The organism is Citrobacter sp. RHB20-C16 (genome assembly GCF_013890155.1).
GTDB classification, from domain to species: Bacteria; Pseudomonadota; Gammaproteobacteria; order Enterobacterales; family Enterobacteriaceae; genus Citrobacter_A; species Citrobacter_A amalonaticus.
The window spans coordinates 1,925,289-1,942,025 of record NZ_CP057630.1; the positions used below are offsets into that span (position 1 = coordinate 1,925,289).

Annotated in this window: 11 protein-coding genes; 7 read left to right on the plus strand and 4 right to left on the minus strand. The window is 53.6% G+C overall.

The window, feature by feature from the left end; all coding sequences use genetic code 11:
• Nucleotides 1-80 precede the first annotated feature (80 nt).
• The 7 genes from cmoM (at nucleotide 81) to HVX64_RS09220 (ending at nucleotide 10,746) form a co-directional block, all read left to right on the plus strand.
• Complete coding sequence (cmoM, locus tag HVX64_RS09190) at nucleotides 81-860, plus strand: tRNA uridine 5-oxyacetic acid(34) methyltransferase CmoM (protein ID WP_043001185.1); 780 nt, start codon at nucleotides 81-83, stop codon at nucleotides 858-860.
• A 3-nt stretch (nucleotides 861-863) separates the two neighbouring features.
• Entirely contained in the window at nucleotides 864-2,186 is a 1,323-nt protein-coding gene (gene mukF, locus HVX64_RS09195) for a chromosome partition protein MukF (RefSeq protein WP_043001184.1), read from the plus strand.
• Nucleotides 2,167-2,871 (plus strand): chromosome partition protein MukE, encoded by a 705-nt coding sequence (gene mukE, locus HVX64_RS09200; protein ID WP_043001183.1) that lies wholly within the window; start codon nucleotides 2,167-2,169, stop codon nucleotides 2,869-2,871. Before mukF ends, mukE begins: the two co-directional genes overlap by 20 nt.
• Complete coding sequence (gene mukB / locus HVX64_RS09205) at nucleotides 2,871-7,331, plus strand: chromosome partition protein MukB (protein ID WP_044256328.1); 4,461 nt, start codon at nucleotides 2,871-2,873, stop codon at nucleotides 7,329-7,331. The genes mukE and mukB overlap by 1 nt, the downstream gene beginning before the upstream one ends.
• Before the next feature lie 172 nt (nucleotides 7,332-7,503).
• Nucleotides 7,504-9,354 (plus strand): L,D-transpeptidase, encoded by a 1,851-nt coding sequence (ldtD, locus tag HVX64_RS09210; protein WP_044256326.1) that lies wholly within the window; start codon nucleotides 7,504-7,506, stop codon nucleotides 9,352-9,354.
• Nucleotides 9,355-9,530: 176 nt separating this feature from the next.
• Nucleotides 9,531-10,079 (plus strand): YcbK family protein, encoded by a 549-nt coding sequence (locus HVX64_RS09215; protein ID WP_043001180.1) that lies wholly within the window; start codon nucleotides 9,531-9,533, stop codon nucleotides 10,077-10,079.
• 19 nt (nucleotides 10,080-10,098) lie between these two features.
• Nucleotides 10,099-10,746, plus strand: coding sequence for an MBL fold metallo-hydrolase (locus HVX64_RS09220; protein ID WP_044256324.1), 648 nt, complete (start codon nucleotides 10,099-10,101; stop codon nucleotides 10,744-10,746).
• A 49-nt stretch (nucleotides 10,747-10,795) separates the two neighbouring features.
• Here HVX64_RS09220 and aspC read toward each other — a convergent pair whose 3' ends face one another.
• The 4 genes from aspC to pncB form a co-directional block, all read right to left on the minus strand.
• Complete coding sequence (gene aspC / locus HVX64_RS09225) at nucleotides 10,796-11,986, minus strand: aspartate transaminase (protein WP_181825387.1); 1,191 nt, start codon at nucleotides 11,984-11,986, stop codon at nucleotides 10,796-10,798.
• Between the two features lie 183 nt (nucleotides 11,987-12,169).
• Complete coding sequence (gene ompF / locus HVX64_RS09230; RefSeq protein ID WP_044256321.1) at nucleotides 12,170-13,279, minus strand: porin OmpF; 1,110 nt, start codon at nucleotides 13,277-13,279, stop codon at nucleotides 12,170-12,172.
• 601 nt (nucleotides 13,280-13,880) lie between these two features.
• On the minus strand, nucleotides 13,881-15,290 hold the full coding sequence (gene asnS, locus HVX64_RS09235) for an asparagine--tRNA ligase (protein WP_044256319.1): 1,410 nt from the start codon (nucleotides 15,288-15,290) through the stop codon (nucleotides 13,881-13,883).
• A gap of 162 nt (nucleotides 15,291-15,452) precedes the next feature.
• A complete protein-coding gene (gene pncB / locus HVX64_RS09240; protein ID WP_043001175.1) occupies nucleotides 15,453-16,655 on the minus strand; it encodes a nicotinate phosphoribosyltransferase in 1,203 nt (400 codons plus the stop codon).
• Between the last annotated feature and the right edge of the window lie 82 nt (nucleotides 16,656-16,737).

The window sequence follows — 16,737 nt, forward strand, 5'->3', positions numbered from 1 at the left end:
AGAGAGGTTCATTCTCCGCGCGGGTGTGACAAAATAGCGGTTTTATCAGAGAACAGCTAAGCCAGCCTGTGGAGAGCCCGATGCGGGATCGCAATTTTGATGACATTGCTGAGAAGTTTTCCCGTAATATTTACGGCACCACAAAAGGGCAGCTAAGGCAGGCGATCCTGTGGCAGGATCTCGACCTTATTCTGGCAGACTTCGGCGCGCAACCACTGCGTGTGCTGGACGCTGGCGGCGGTGAAGGACAAACGGCCATTAAAATGGCAGAACGTGGTCATCACGTGACGTTGTGTGACGTCTCCGGTGAGATGATCGCCCGTGCGCAACGGGCGGCAGAAGCCAAAGGTGTGAGCCACAACATGCATTTTATACAATGCGCTGCTCAGGACGTCGCTTCGCATTTGGAAAGCTCCGTTGATCTGATATTGTTTCACGCTGTGCTGGAGTGGGTCGCCGATCCGGTCAGCGTGTTAGAGACCCTTTGGTCGGTATTGCGTCCCGGTGGCGTACTGTCATTAATGTTCTACAATGCCAACGGCCTGTTGATGCATAACATGGTGGCGGGGAACTTTGACTACGTGCAGATAGGGATGCCCAAACGTAAGAAGCGTACCCTTTCACCAGACTATCCGCGTGAGCCAGGAGAGGTTTACCAGTGGCTGGAACAGATGGGCTGGCAGATCACCGGGAAAACCGGGGTGCGCGTGTTTCATGATTATCTGCGTGAGAAACATCAGCAGCGTGACTGTTATGAGATATTGCTTGAATTAGAAACGCGTTACTGTCGCCTGGAGCCGTATGTCAGCCTGGGTCGTTACATTCACGTCACCGCGCGTAAACCGCAGATGCAAGGATAACCTATGAGTGAATTTTCCCAGACAGTCCCCGAACTGGTTGCCTGGGCCAGAAAAAATGACTTCTCTATCTCGCTGCCGGTAGACCGACTCTCGTTTCTGCTGGCGGTGGCCACGCTGAATGGCGAGCGCCTGGACGGTGAGATGAGTGAAGGCGAACTGGTGGATGCGTTCCGCCATGTAAGTGATGCGTTTGAGCAAACCAGCGAAACCATTGGCGTGCGCGCGAACAATGCGATCAACGATATGGTGCGTCAACGTCTGCTGAACCGCTTTACCAGTGAGCAGACAGAAGGGAACGCGATTTATCGTTTGACGCCGCTCGGCATTGGCATTACCGATTACTATATTCGCCAACGTGAATTTTCCACGCTGCGTCTGTCAATGCAGTTGTCGATCGTGGCGGGTGAGCTCAAGCGCGCGGCGGATGCCGCCGATGAGGGCGGCGATGAGTTCCACTGGCATCGCAACGTCTATGCGCCACTCAAGTATTCGGTCGCTGAGATTTTCGACAGTATCGATCTGACTCAGCGCATCATGGATGAACAGCAGCAGCAGGTGAAAGATGATATCGCGCAACTGCTGAATAAAGACTGGCGCGCAGCGATTTCGAGCTGTGAACTGCTACTGTCAGAAACCTCCGGCACTCTGCGCGAGTTGCAGGATACGCTGGAAGCGGCAGGCGATAAATTGCAGGCCAATTTGCTGCGTATCCAGGATGCGACGCTGGCTCATGACGATCTGCATTTTGTTGATCGCCTGGTGTTTGACCTGCAAAGCAAGCTCGATCGTATTATCAGCTGGGGTCAGCAGTCGATCGATCTGTGGATTGGCTATGACCGCCACGTTCACAAATTTATCCGTACCGCCATCGATATGGATAAAAACCGCGTCTTTGCCCAGCGCTTACGTCAGTCGGTACAGACCTATTTTGACGAGCCGTGGGCGCTGACCTATGCCAACGCCGATCGTCTGCTGGATATGCGTGACGAAGAGATGGCGCTGCGTGATGAAGAGGTCACCGGGGAACTTCCGCCGGATTTAGAGTACGAAGAGTTTAACGAGATCCGCGAACAGCTGGCGGCGATTATCGAAGGCCAACTGGCTATCTATAAATCGAAAGAGACGCCGTTAGATCTCGGTCTGGTAGTGCGCGAGTATCTTGCGCAATACCCGCGTGCGCGTCACTTTGACGTCGCGCGCATTGTTATCGATCAGGCGGTACGTCTTGGCGTAGCGCAAGCAGACTTCACCGGACTGCCAGCCAAATGGCAGCCGATTAATGATTACGGAGCCAAGGTACAGGCGCATGTCATTGACAAATATTGAACAAGTGATGCCGGTTAAGCTGGCGCAGGCGCTGGCGAATCCGTTATTTCCGGCGCTGGATAGCGCATTACGTTCAGGCCGCCACATTGGTCTGGATGAACTGGATAATCATGCCTTTTTGATGGACTTTCAGGACTATCTGGAAGAGTTTTACAGCCGCTATAACGTGGAGCTGATCCGCGCACCGGAAGGTTTCTTCTACCTGCGTCCGCGTTCAACGACCATTATCCCGCGTTCCGTGTTGTCTGAACTGGACATGATGGTCGGTAAAATTCTCTGCTACCTCTACCTCAGTCCGGAGCGGCTGGCGAACGAGGGGATTTTCACTCAGCAGGAGTTGTACGACGAGCTGCTGACGCTGGCTGACGAAGCCAAACTGTTGAAGCTGGTGAATAACCGCTCAACCGGCTCCGACGTCGACCGCCAGAAGTTACAGGAAAAAATGCGCTCGTCTTTAAACCGTCTTCGCCGTTTAGGCATGGTGTGGTTTATGGGGCACGACAGCAGCAAATTCCGCATTACGGAATCGGTGTTCCGCTTTGGCGCGGATGTACGAACGGGTGACGACCCGCGCGAAGCGCAGCGTCGCCTGATCCGCGATGGCGAAGCGATGCCGGTCGAAAACCACCTGCAGCTCAATGATGAGACCGAAGAGAATCAGCCGGACAGTGGAGAAGAAGAATAATGATTGAACGCGGTAAATTTCGCTCACTAACGCTGATTAACTGGAACGGTTTCTTTGCCCGTACCTTTGACCTGGATGAACTGGTTACCACGCTTTCCGGGGGGAATGGCGCGGGGAAATCCACTACCATGGCGGCGTTCGTCACGGCGCTAATCCCGGATTTAACCCTGTTGCACTTCCGTAACACCACGGAAGCAGGCGCGACCAGCGGCTCACGCGACAAAGGTCTGCACGGTAAGCTGAAAGCGGGTGTCTGTTATTCGATGCTCGATACGATCAACTCGCGCCATCAGCGCGTGGTGGTGGGTGTGCGCTTGCAGCAGGTTGCCGGACGCGACCGTAAAGTCGATATCAAACCGTTTGCCATTCAGGGACTGCCGATGTCTGTGCAGCCTACGCAACTGGTGACGGAGACGCTGAACGAACGTCAGGCGCGCGTCCTGCCGTTAACGGAGCTGAAAGAAAAGCTCGACGCGATGGAAGGCGTGCAGTTTAAGCAGTTCAACTCGATCACCGATTACCATTCGCTGATGTTTGATCTGGGCCTCATCGCCCGTCGTCTGCGCTCTGCGTCTGACCGTAGTAAATTCTATCGCCTGATTGAAGCCTCGCTGTACGGTGGGATTTCCAGCGCGATCACCCGGTCTCTGCGCGACTACCTGTTGCCGGAAAACAGCGGGGTGCGTAAGGCGTTCCAGGATATGGAAGCTGCGCTGCGGGAAAACCGCCTGACGCTGGAAGCCATTCGCGTTACCCAGTCCGATCGCGATCTGTTTAAACACCTGATTAGCGAAGCCACCAACTATGTGGCGGCGGACTATATGCGTCACGCCAATGAGCGCCGGATCCACCTCGATAAAGCGCTGGAATTCCGTCGCGAATTGTACACGTCGCGCAAACAACTGGCGGCCGAGCAGTATAAACACGTCGACATGGCGCGTGAGTTGGGCGAGCACAACGGTGCGGAAGGCGATCTCGAAGCCGATTATCAGGCGGCAAGCGATCACCTGAACCTGGTGCAAACCGCGCTACGCCAGCAGGAAAAAATTGAACGTTATGAAGCGGATCTCGACGAGTTGCAGATCCGTCTCGAAGAACAAAATGAAGTGGTCGCAGAAGCCGCCGATCGTCAGGAAGAGAACGAAGCGCGCGCCGAAGCTGCCGAGCTGGAAGTGGATGAGCTGAAAAGCCAACTGGCGGACTACCAGCAGGCGCTGGACGTTCAACAGACCCGCGCCATCCAGTACAACCAGGCGATCTCGGCGCTGGAACGCGCCAGAGCGGTGTGCCATCTGCCGGATCTGACGGCCGATAGCGCCGCCGAGTGGCTGGAAACCTTCCAGGCGAAAGAGCAGGAAGCCACCGAAAAAATGCTCTCGCTGGAGCAGAAAATGAGCGTGGCGCAAACCGCGCACAGTCAGTTCGAGCAGGCGTATCAGTTGGTGGTGGCGATCAATGGCCCGCTGGCGCGTAATGAAGCCTGGGACGTGGCGCGCGAACTGCTGCGCGAAGGCGTTGACCAGCGTCACCTGGCGGAACAGGCGCAGTCGCTGCGTATGCGACTGAGCGAACTGGAACAGCGTCTGCGCGAGCAGCAGGAAGCCGAACGTCTGTTGGCGGAATTCTGCAAACGTCAGGGGAAAAATTTCGACATTGACGAACTGGAAGCCCTGCATCAGGAGCTGGAAGCGCGTATCGCCTCGCTGTCTGACAACGTTTCCAGCGCGCATGAACAGCGTATGGCGCTGCGTCAGGAGCAGGAACAGCTACAGTCGCGCATTCAGCATCTCATGCAGCGTGCTCCCGTCTGGCTGGCGGCGCAAAACAGCCTGAGTCAGTTGAGTGAACAGTGCGGTGAAGAGTTTACGTCCAGCCAGGAAGTGACCGAATATCTGCAGCAATTGCTCGAGCGAGAGCGTGAAGCGATTGTGGAACGCGACGAAGTCGGCGCGCGCAAGAATGCCGTCGATGAAGAGATCGAACGCTTAAGCCAGCCTGGTGGCTCGGAAGATCAGCGTCTGAACGCGCTGGCTGAACGCTTTGGCGGCGTGCTGCTGTCAGAAATCTATGACGACGTCAGTCTTGAAGATGCGCCGTACTTCTCCGCGTTGTATGGTCCGTCGCGTCACGCCATCGTGGTGCCGGATCTGTCGCTGATCGCTGAACAACTGGAAGGGTTGACGGATTGCCCGGAAGATTTGTATCTGATCGAAGGGGATCCGCAGTCATTTGATGACAGCGTCTTCAGCGTCGACGAACTGGAAAAAGCGGTGGTGGTGAAGATTGCCGATCGCCAGTGGCGCTACTCGCGCTTCCCGTCCGTACCGCTGTTTGGCCGTGCGGCGCGAGAAAACCGTATCGAAACGCTGCATGCCGAGCGTGAAGGATTATCCGAGCGTTTTGCCACGCTCTCTTTTGACGTTCAGAAAACGCAGCGTCTGCATCAGGCGTTCAGCCGCTTCATTGGCAGCCATCTTTCGGTGGCTTTTGAATCCGATCCGGAAGCCGAAATTCGCCAGCTCAACAGCCGTCGCGTTGAGCTGGAACGTGCGTTGACCGCCCACGAAAACGACAACCAGCAGCAGCGTCTGCAGTACGAACAGGCGAAAGAGGGCGTTGCCGCGCTTAACCGCCTGCTGCCGCGTCTGAATTTGCTGGCTGACGACAGTCTGGCGGATCGCGTCGAAGAGATCCGCGAGCGTCTGGATGAAGCGCAAGAAGCCGCGCGCTTTGTACAGCAGCACGGCAACCAACTGGCGAAACTGGAACCGATTGTGTCGGTGTTGCAGAGCGACCCGGAACAGTTTGAACAACTGAAAGAAGATTACGCGTACTCCCAGCAGACGCAGCGCGATGCGCGTCAGCAGGCGTTTGCGCTGACCGAAGTGGTCCAGCGTCGTGCGCACTTCGGTTATTCCGACTCAGCGGAAATGCTCAGCGGCAACAGCGATCTGAACGAAAAACTGCGTGAGCGCCTGGAACATGCGGAAGCTGAACGTACCCGCGCCCGTGAAGCCCTGCGTGGTCATGCGGCGCAACTGAGTCAGTACAATCAGGTTCTGGCTTCGCTGAAAAGCTCTTACGATACCAAGAAAGAGCTGCTTAACGATTTGCAGCGTGAATTGCAGGATATTGGCGTGCGTGCCGACAGCGGAGCGGAAGAGCGTGCGCGCATTCGTCGCGATGAACTGCATTCGCAGCTCAGCAACAACCGTGCGCGGCGTAACCAGCTCGAAAAAGCGCTTACCTTCTGTGAAGCGGAGATGGATAACCTGACCCGCAAACTGCGCAAACTGGAACGCGATTACCACGAAATGCGTGAGCAGGTGGTAACCGCGAAAGCAGGCTGGTGCGCCGTGATGCGACTGGTGAAAGACAGCGGCGTCGAGCGTCGTTTGCATCGTCGCGAGCTGGCCTATCTTTCCGGTGATGATCTGCGCTCCATGTCGGATAAGGCGCTGGGTGCGCTGCGTCTGGCGGTCGCTGATAACGAACATCTGCGTGATGTCCTGCGTCTGTCGGAAGATCCGAAACGTCCGGAACGTAAGATCCAGTTCTTTGTCGCAGTGTATCAGCATCTGCGCGAGCGTATCCGTCAGGATATCATTCGTACCGACGATCCAGTGGAAGCCATCGAACAGATGGAAATCGAGCTGGGCCGCCTGACCGAAGAACTGACCTCCCGTGAACAGAAACTGGCGATCAGCTCACGTAGCGTGGCGAACATTATTCGCAAGACCATCCAGCGCGAGCAGAACCGTATTCGTCAGCTCAACCAGGGGTTGCAGAGCGTGTCGTTCGGTCAGGTTCACAGCGTGCGTCTGAACGTGAATGTGCGTGAAACCCATGCCACGCTGCTGGAAGTGCTGTCTGAACAGCATGAGCAGCATCAGGATCTGTTCAACAGCAACCGCCTGACCTTCTCAGAAGCGCTGGCGAAACTTTATCAACGCCTGAACCCGCAAATCGACATGGGACAGCGTACGCCGCAAACCATTGGCGAGGAGTTACTGGATTACCGTAACTATCTCGAAATGGAAGTGGAAGTTAACCGTGGTTCTGACGGCTGGCTGCGTGCAGAGTCCGGTGCGCTATCGACCGGTGAAGCGATCGGGACCGGGATGTCGATCCTGGTGATGGTGGTTCAAAGCTGGGAAGATGAAGCGCGCCGTCTGCGCGGGAAAGATATCTCCCCGTGCCGTCTGCTGTTCCTCGATGAAGCCGCCCGTCTGGATGCGCGCTCCATCGCGACGTTGTTTGAGCTGTGTGAGCGTCTGCAGATGCAGCTCATCATCGCGGCGCCGGAAAACATCAGTCCGGAGAAGGGCACCACCTATAAGCTGGTGCGTAAAGTCTTCCAGAATACGGAACACGTTCATGTGGTCGGGCTGCGAGGATTTGCGCCGCAGTTACCGGATCCTCTCCCCGGCGAGGCTGATGCCCCGTCAGAGGCCAGCTAAAACCTTAAAGACGGCTGAAAAGCCGTCTTTTTCATTTCTTAAACTATGGATTTCAGGTGCATTTTCTTTAAACTTCTTTACATTAGGTTAGGCAATCGCATATCAGCCTTTCTATAATGTAGGAAAGCTCCGGTAGATGTGAGCATGTCGTAATGTAACCAGAGGGCAAGGGATGTTGCTTAATAAAATTGGTGGTCGTCGGTTCTCGGCAATAAGTTTATGCCTGGCCGTAGTATTCGCTCCACTGTCCAGTGTTCAGGCTGATGAGCCTGAAGTGATACCTGGCGACAGCCCTGTCGTTGTCAGTGAACAGAGTCTCGCGCAGCCGCAGGCGCAATCTGGCGCAACGGCGGTGATGGCGGGTCTGCAGCCACTCCCTGAGGGGGCGGCGGAAAAGGCGCGAGCTGAGCTTCAGTCGCAACTTCCTTCAGGCTATACGCCTGTCTATATGAATCAACTTGAACTGCTTTATGCGGCGCGCGATATGAAACCCATGTGGGAAAATCGCGAAGCCGTCAAAGCGTTCCAGCAACAGCTGGCAGAGGTTGCCATTGCGGGCTTCCAGCCTCAGTTCACCACCTGGGTGGCGTTACTGACCGATCCTGCCGTTAACGGCATCGCGCGCGATCTGGTGTTGTCTGATGCGATGATGGGGTATCTCCATCTGATCGCCAATATTCCGGTCAAAGGCAACCGCTGGCTGTACAGCAGTAAACCGTATGCACTGGCGACGCCACCGCTGTCGGTCATCAATCAGTGGCAGGTTGCGCTGGATAATGGACAACTTCCGACGTTTATTGCCGGGCTGGCACCTCAGCACCCGCAGTATGCGTCAATGCACGCGTCGCTATTAGCGCTGGTGGGCGATTCACGTCCATGGCCGCAGCTGACCGGCAAAGCAACGCTACGACCGGGTCAGTGGAGCAACGACGTGCCTGCGCTGCGGGAAATACTGCAACGTACCGGGATGCTGGAAGGCGGACCGAAAATTGCGCTGCCGGGAGATGAGACCCCGTCAGAAGCGGTGGTCAGCCCGTCAGCCGTTGCCGTTGAAACCCCGAGCGCTGACACGGCAAAACAGACTGCGCCGCGCAGTAAGCCAGCACCGGCTGTCCGTGCTGCGTATGATAAAGAGCTGGTTGAAGCGGTAAAACGCTTCCAGACGTGGCAAGGGTTGGGCGCAGATGGCGCTATTGGCCCGGCTACCCGCGACTGGCTGAACGTGACCCCCGCGCAGCGTGCAGGGGTACTGGCGCTCAATATCCAGCGTCTGCGTTTGCTTCCATCTGAACTGTCGACGGGTATTATGGTGAATATTCCGGCGTATTCGCTGGTTTATTATCAGAATGGTAATCAGGTGCTGGCGTCCAGGGTGATTGTCGGTCGTCCCGATCGTAAAACGCCGATGATGAGCAGCGCGCTGAATAACGTGGTGGTCAATCCGCCATGGAACGTCCCGCCGACGCTGGCGCGTAAGGATATTCTGCCCAAGCTGTGGAACGATCCTGGCTACCTTGAACGTCACGGCTATACCGTGATGCGGGGCTGGAACAGCAGAGAAGCGATTGATCCGTGGCAGGTTGACTGGTCAACCATCACGCCGTCAAATTTACCGTTCCGTTTCCAGCAGGCGCCGGGAGCGCGTAACTCGTTGGGCCGCTACAAGTTCAATATGCCAAGTTCCGATGCAATTTATCTGCACGACACGCCTAACCATAATTTGTTCCAGAAGGATTCCCGGGCGCTTAGTTCCGGTTGCGTGCGTGTGAACAAGGCTTCTGAACTGGCAAACATGCTGTTACAGGATGCGGGCTGGAACGATACGCGAATTTCCGATGCGCTGAAGCAGGGCGACACGCGCTACGTCAATATTCGTCAGACTATCCCGGTCAATCTGTATTACCTGACGGCGTTTGTTGGCGCGGACGGGCGTACCCAGTATCGTACAGATATTTACAATTATGATCTGACAGCGCGATCCAGCGCACAAATTGTGGCAAAAGCAGAACAATTAATCAGGTAAATGAAGAAGTTCTGGTTAATCTGTTGTCGTAATAATTGGCAGTGACAGGGGCATCGGCCCAGAAGCCCCGTCATTGCTGGGGTTGGGCCAACTTGACGGCGGCTTTGATGCCAGTTAAGGTGCCTATCGTGCGCTAAAGCATATAGACGATAACATTGACCTGTAGACCTTAAACCATGGACAAATTTGACGCTAATCGCCGCAAACTGCTGGCGTTAGGTGGCGCTGCCCTCGGAGCTGCCATCTTGCCTGTGCCTGCGTTTGCCACACTCTCTACCCCGCGTCCGCGTATTTTGACTCTGAGCAACCTCAACACCGGAGAGTCAATTAAAGCGGAATTTTTTGATGGCAGAGCTTATATTCAGGATGAATTAGCCAAACTTAACCATTTTTTCCGTGACTATCGCGCGAATAAGGTGAAGTCCATCGATCCCAGACTCTTCGATCAGCTTTTCCGCCTGCAAGGGCTGTTGGGAACACGTAAGCCCGTTCAACTGATTTCCGGTTATCGTTCACTGGATACCAACAATGAATTGCGTGCGCACAGCCGTGGGGTTGCGAAACAAAGCTATCACACCAAAGGCCAGGCCATGGATTTTCATATTGAAGGCATTTCGTTAAGTAATATTCGCAAAGCCGCGTTATCTATGCGCGCAGGTGGTGTAGGATACTACCCACGCAGTAACTTTGTGCATATTGACACCGGGCCGGCGCGGCACTGGTGATTAACGAAACAGGAGCAGTATGAACTATCGTATTATTCCGGTCACCGCGTTCTCCCAGAACTGTTCTTTGATCTGGTGTGAGCAAACGCGTCTGGCAGCGCTTGTCGATCCCGGCGGCGATGCTGAAAAAATCAAACAGGAAGTGGATGCCAGCGGCATCACGTTGACGCAGATCCTGCTCACTCACGGACACCTCGATCATGTGGGTGCCGCGGCGGAACTGGCGCAACACTACGGAGTACCGGTTATCGGTCCGGAAAAAGAAGATGAGTTCTGGCTGCAGGGTTTGCCTGCACAGAGTCGCATGTTTGGCCTCGGCGAATGTCAGCCACTGACGCCCGACCGTTGGCTTAACGAAGGAGATCGTGTCAGCGTAGGGAATGTGACTTTACAGGTGTTGCATTGCCCGGGCCATACGCCTGGACACGTTGTTTTCTTTGATGAGCAGTCGCAACTTCTTATCTCAGGCGACGTGATTTTTAAAGGTGGAGTCGGGCGCAGTGATTTCCCGCGCGGCGATCACAGCCAGTTGATTGACTCGATCAAACGTAAGCTGTTGCCGTTAGGCGATGACGTGACGTTTATTCCGGGTCATGGCCCGCTGTCGACGCTGGGCTATGAACGGTTGCACAATCCGTTCCTGCAGGATGAAATGCCTGTCTGGTAATTCCCGTTAAAAAGCCCGCTTATCGCGGGCTTTGCTTTTATCGCACGTCTTACAGCACGGCAACAATGGCTTCGCACAGCGGCGCCATGTTATCCGGCGTCATTCCGGCAACGTTGACGCGACCAGAAGCCACCGCATAAACGCCAAACTCTTCACGCAGACGCAGAACCTGCTCTTTGGTCAGGCCGCTGAATGAGAACATGCCGTTTTGTTTGATGATGAAGCTGAAATCGCGTTCAGCCCCTTTCTCTTGCAGGGTGTTCACAAACAGCAGACGCATACGCTGAATGCGCTGGCGCATGTCGGTCAGTTCCTGTTCCCAGATTGCGCGCAGCGCATCGTTGCTGAGAATTGTGGCAACCACTGATGCGCCGTGGGCTGGCGGGTTAGAGTAGTTCGCACGAATGGCGGATTTCATCTGGCTGAAGGCGCGGTCAACGGTTTCCGCATCTGCCGCAACCAACGTACAGGCACCCACACGTTCGTTGTACAGGCCAAAGTTCTTGGAGTAGGAGCTCGCGACAATCAGCTCTTTGTGCAGCGCGGAGAACGCGCGCAGTCCTTCCGCATCTTCTTCCAGACCACGGGCGAAGCCCTGATACGCGAAGTCAAACAGCGGCAACCAGCCTTTCTCGACGGAAAGCTGTGCCAGGGTTTGCCACTGCTCAAGCGTAGGATCGATACCGGTTGGGTTATGGCAGCAACCGTGGAATAGCACCACATCGCCCGCCTGTGCTTCGCTCAGGCTGTTTAGCAGCGCATCGAAGTCGAGTGAATGGTTTTCTGCGTCGTAATAAGCGTACTCGCGTACTTCCAGCCCGGCGGAGTTAAACACGCTCTTATGGTTCGGCCAGCTTGGGTTGCTCACCCAGACGCGTTTTACTGCCGTATTTTTTGCCAGGAAGTCGGCAGCAACGCGTAGCGCGCCGGTGCCGCCCGGCGTTTGCGCCGTGCGTGCGCGTTTGTCATTGATAAGATGACTACCTTTGCCGAACAGCAGCTCCTGCGTGCAACGGCCAAATTCCGGAATACCGTCAATGCCGAGGTAGTTTTTTGTTGTTTCATTTTCGAGTAAGTATTGCTCGGCTTTTTTAACGCTGGTCAGCACTGGCGTTTTGCCAGTTTCATCTTTATAGACACCGATCCCAAGGTTAATTTTCGAAGGACGGTCATCAGCACGAAACAGATCGGCAAGACCCAGAATGGGGTCGGCAGGGGCGGCAGTAATGTTCTCAAACATGACGAGGTTCCATTGTGGTTACAGAAGGGAAATCCGTTATCAGGTTAACGGTAGATTTACAAAATGCCAACCGTTAGTGATGAAAAGCCTGAAGGTTTTTTGAAGTCGCAAGATTTTGCTGACAGGCATAAAAAAACAGGACCGAAGTCCTGTTTTTTAGGCATTTAGCAAAGGGGTCTGCTATTAGAACTGGTATACGATACCCAGAGCAACGGTGTCGTCAGAGTTCACGCCCAGTTTGTTGTCAGAATCAATCTGGTTGATCTGGTAGTCAACATAGGTGGACATGTTTTTGTTGAAGTAGTAGGTGGCACCCACTTCAATGTAGTTCACCAGATCTTCGCTACCGACACCTTCTACGTCTTTCGCTTTAGATTTGTTGTAGGAGATGGACGGACGCAGGCCGAAATCGAACTGGTACTGAGCGACCACGAAGAAGTCCTGAGTTTTGTTGGCGAAACCACCGCTGATCGGAGTAGCGTTACGGGTTTCACCGTAGTTGGTCGCCAGGTAGATGTTGTTCGCGTCATATTTCAGACCGGTCGCCCACTGCTCAGCTTTTTCGCCACTGCCACGCAGTGCCGGATCTTGCTGTGCATTAGTACGGTCAGCTGCACCGTAAGCACCTACAACAGCGAAGCCTTCGAACTCATAGCTGATGGAGCCGCCAACGCCGTCACCATTAGAACGACGAACATCGCTGAAGTTGGTGCTGGTCGGATCGGTAGCGTCAACTTCGTAGCTGCTTGCGCGCTCGTTTTTGCCCAGGTACTGAACACCGAAGTTCAGGCCATCAACCAGACCGAAGAAGTTAGCGTTACGGTAAGTTGCTACACCACCAACACGGCCAACGAAGAAGTTATCGCTGTATGCAGTATCACCGCCGAATTCTGGCAGCATATCGGTGTAACCCAGTGCATCGTAAACGATACCGTAGTTACGACCATAGTCGAAGGAGCCCGCGTCGCCGAATTTCAGACCGGCGAACGCCAGACGGGTTTTGTTGTTGTTCTGTGCGTCAGAACCGCCTTCAGAGTTGTTACCGGCGAAGTTATATTCCCACTGGCCGTAACCGGTCAGTTGGTCATTGATCTGAGTTTCCCCTTTGAAACCAAGACGAGCATAAGTCTGGTCGCCGTCGTTGCCTTTGTTATCAGAAAAATAGTGCAGACCTACCGCTTTACCGTACAGGTCCAGTTTGTTGCCGTCTTTGTTGTAGATTTCTGCAGCGTTAGCTGCACCGGCTACCAGCAGGGCAGGGATAACCACTGCCAGAATATTGCGCTTCATCATTATTTATTACCCTCATGGTTTTTTTATGACACCTGCCACTGCCGTCAATAAATTACGTCAATAAAAATTTACGGAACTATTGATGAGAGTTTGGTGTCTTTATGTGTCTGACAGGCATCTTTCCATTCAAACTAACGTTTCGCTACCGTGAAAGTGCTACAAAGATAAAGAATTAGTTTCAGAAAGAAAAAATGTGTAACTAATTATTTCATTTTTGGAACTTTGTGAACGATATCAAATTTCGAAACGATTTCAGCGCCAGAACACACCACTTATATCTATTTATATGATTTTCTTATCTTTAATTTGAATAAAAGAAAAACGACGTACAGAAAATAGACATTTCCAGTTTTGCTTATGGCATTATCTGGACGTCTGGAATGCTGTTGGATTGTTTAAAAAATGTGCTAATGGGTGAGTAAATACTAATCCGCAAGAAAACTACGGTTTATTTTTTGTGCAGAAATATTACAACGTAATACCCAGTAACAGGAGTGGAGGATTTCGGGGTTGATCTTAGAATTGCTTACTTATTACTCACAAAAACTGACATTTCAGGCAATAAAAAAGGCCAGCAACGCTGGCCTTTTTGTGAACGATCTTAGAACGTCGCATTACGCGGTGTGCGCGGGAAGGCAATCACGTCACGAACGTTCTGTACGCCGGTGACGTAGGCGATCAGGCGCTCAAAGCCGAGACCGAAGCCGGAGTGCGGCACGGTACCGTAGCGGCGCAGATCGCGATACCACCAGTAATCTTCTTTATTGAGACCCATTTCCAGCATGCGCGCATCCAGCACATCCAGACGCTCTTCACGCTGAGAACCACCGATGATTTCACCGATACCCGGCGCCAGAACGTCCATCGCGGCAACGGTTTTTCCATCTTCGTTCAGGCGCATATAGAACGCTTTAATATCTTTCGGATAGTTTTTCACTACCACTGGTGCCTTAAAGTGTTCTTCTGCCAGATAACGTTCGTGCTCGGAGGAGAGATCGACACCCCAGTAAACCGGGTTCTCAAACTTTCTGCCTTTCTTAATGCACTCTTCCAGAATAACGATTGCATCGGTGTAATCTACCTGGGCGAAATCCGCTTCAATAAAACGTTCCAGACGGCTAATCGCCTCTTTATCTACGCGCTCGGCAAAGAACTTCATGTCGTCAGCACGCTCGGTCAGTACGGCTTTGAAGGCATATTTCAGCATGCCTTCCGCCAGGCCGGCGATATCGCTCAGGTTGGCAAACGCCACTTCCGGCTCCAGCATCCAGAACTCCGCCAGGTGACGGCTGGTGTTGGAATTTTCCGCACGGAAAGTCGGGCCGAAGGTATAGATTTTCGACAGCGCACAGGCGTAAGTTTCACCGTTCAACTGGCCGGATACGGTCAGGAAGGACTCTTTACCAAAGAAGTCTTTGTCGAAATCCACTTTGCCCTGATCGTCACGCGGCAGGTTTTCCAGATCCAGCGTCGACACGCGGAACATCTCACCAGCACCTTCGGTATCGGATGCGGTGATCAGCGGAGTGGAAACCCAGAAGAAGCCCTGCTCATCAAAGAAACGGTGCAGCGCCTGGGCCAGCGTGTGGCGAACACGTGCAACGGCACCAATCATGTTGGTACGCGGACGCAGGTGCGCAACTTCACGCAGGTACTCGATGCTGTGACGTTTCGCCGCCATCGGGTAGGTGTCTGGATCTTCAACCCAACCGCTAACTTCAACCTCAGAGGCCTGGATCTCAAAACTCTGTCCTTGTCCCGGAGAGGCCACAACCTTGCCGGTGACGATAACGGAGCAGCCGGTGGTCAGACGCAGCACTTCTTCATTGTAATTGGGCAGAGAATTATTAATGACGGCCTGTACAGGATCAAAGCAGGAACCGTCATAAACGGCGAGGAAGGAGATGCCAGCTTTTGAATCTCGGCGGGTACGTACCCATCCGCGCACGGTGACTTCGCTGTCAACGGCTACGCGGCCCTGGAGTACGTCGGCTACAGGCACAACGCTCATAATATTCTCTCTGTTAATAGTCCGATATATAAACACATGTTCCCCGGAATGGGGATTTCCTATGTTACCTGGCATCTGCAATCAGACAAGTAGAATTAACAGGAAAAGAAAAGAATTCAGAAATAAATGCTAAAAGGGAGCCGAAGCGGCTCCCTGGCAGGATTAACTGGCTTTTTTGATATGCGGTAAATCAAACGCTTTGCGCAATGCGCGAACAAAAGCTTTGTCGTGGCAAATGGTTTTGCCCGGACTATCAGACAGTTTGGCAACCGGTTTACCGTTACACTCCACCAGTTTTATCACGATGTTAAGCGGCTTAACCTGCGGAATATCGCACGTCAGACGCGTGCCAATACCAAAACTCAACTGCACGCGGGATGAAAAATGCCGGTAAAGATCGACGGCTTTATTCAGATCCAGATTGTCGGAAAAGACCAGCGTTTTGCTGTGCGGGTCGATACCTAACTTTTCATAGTGAGCGATAGCTTTTTCACCCCATTCAACCGGATCGCCAGAGTCATGGCGCAGTCCCTGGTAACGGGTGGCAAATTCGCTGCCAAAATCGCGTAAGAACGCATCCATTGTGATGCAGTCGGTCAGCGCAATACCTAGCTGATCCGGATATTCATTCAGCCATGCGGCGAGAGCGGCGCGTTGACTGGTTGCCAGTTCAGGGCTTATCTGTTGATGCGCCTGGAACCACTCGTGCGCCTGTGTGCCCATCGGGGTTAGCGACAAACGACGCGCCAGATCGTAGTTACTGGTGCCAACAAACCACGACTCCTGCTGTAAACGCTTAACGATAGCCTGTTGCACTTCACGGGAAAAACGGCGACGAGTGCCGAAATCCATCAGGTGGAAGCGGGACATATCGAGACTTGACGTTAAAGCAGAGAAATCGACTAGTTTCGTCTCCAGCGTATCGAGGGCCTGCGCGACACCCACTTCTGGTGAGCGATACCGATGGACCAGCTCACTGATCACCGCCAGCAGTGGGACTTCCCACATGATGACTTCACGCCATGGGCCAGTTAAGCGGATATTCAGCTTCCCGTTGTCGTTGCTGATGGATACCTGTTGCGGGTTATAGCGAAAATCGCGCAGCCAGTTGAGGTAATCCGCTTTGAAGAAGGGCAGGCCGGAGAGCCACTGGTACTCTTCATCCTGCAGGCGCAGATGCTGCATAGCATTAACCTGCTCGCGAATGGTGTCGGCATAAATACCCAGCAGGTCGTCGCCTCGGCAACGAAATTCAGCCGCTACTTGCACATCATAGTAGTGGTGAAATACGGCTTGCTGCATATGCAACTTATAAGCATCTGTATCCAGCAACGAGTGCAGAACAGGAGAAGCGAATTGTGTCATAGGTGCGCAGTAGCATCCTCTCACGGGAGCGTTTAGTACAATAAACAACTAAGAAAACCGCTGGAGTATACCTTGTTTAGCG

Excerpts from the sequence above, each read along its gene's own strand:
- cmoM (WP_043001185.1), top strand. The coding sequence starts at position 81 with ATGCGGGATCGCAATTTTGATGACATTGCTGAGAAGTTTTCCCGTAAT.
- mukF (WP_043001184.1), top strand. The coding sequence starts at position 864 with ATGAGTGAATTTTCCCAGACAGTCCCCGAACTGGTTGCCTGGGCCAGA.
- mukE (WP_043001183.1), top strand. The coding sequence starts at position 2,167 with ATGTCATTGACAAATATTGAACAAGTGATGCCGGTTAAGCTGGCGCAG.
- mukB (WP_044256328.1), top strand. The coding sequence starts at position 2,871 with ATGATTGAACGCGGTAAATTTCGCTCACTAACGCTGATTAACTGGAAC.
- ldtD (WP_044256326.1), top strand. The coding sequence starts at position 7,504 with ATGTTGCTTAATAAAATTGGTGGTCGTCGGTTCTCGGCAATAAGTTTA.
- HVX64_RS09215 (WP_043001180.1), top strand. The coding sequence starts at position 9,531 with ATGGACAAATTTGACGCTAATCGCCGCAAACTGCTGGCGTTAGGTGGC.
- HVX64_RS09220 (WP_044256324.1), top strand. The coding sequence starts at position 10,099 with ATGAACTATCGTATTATTCCGGTCACCGCGTTCTCCCAGAACTGTTCT.
- aspC (WP_181825387.1), bottom strand. The coding sequence starts at position 11,986 with ATGTTTGAGAACATTACTGCCGCCCCTGCCGACCCCATTCTGGGTCTT.
- ompF (WP_044256321.1), bottom strand. The coding sequence starts at position 13,279 with ATGATGAAGCGCAATATTCTGGCAGTGGTTATCCCTGCCCTGCTGGTA.
- asnS (WP_044256319.1), bottom strand. The coding sequence starts at position 15,290 with ATGAGCGTTGTGCCTGTAGCCGACGTACTCCAGGGCCGCGTAGCCGTT.
- pncB (WP_043001175.1), bottom strand. The coding sequence starts at position 16,655 with ATGACACAATTCGCTTCTCCTGTTCTGCACTCGTTGCTGGATACAGAT.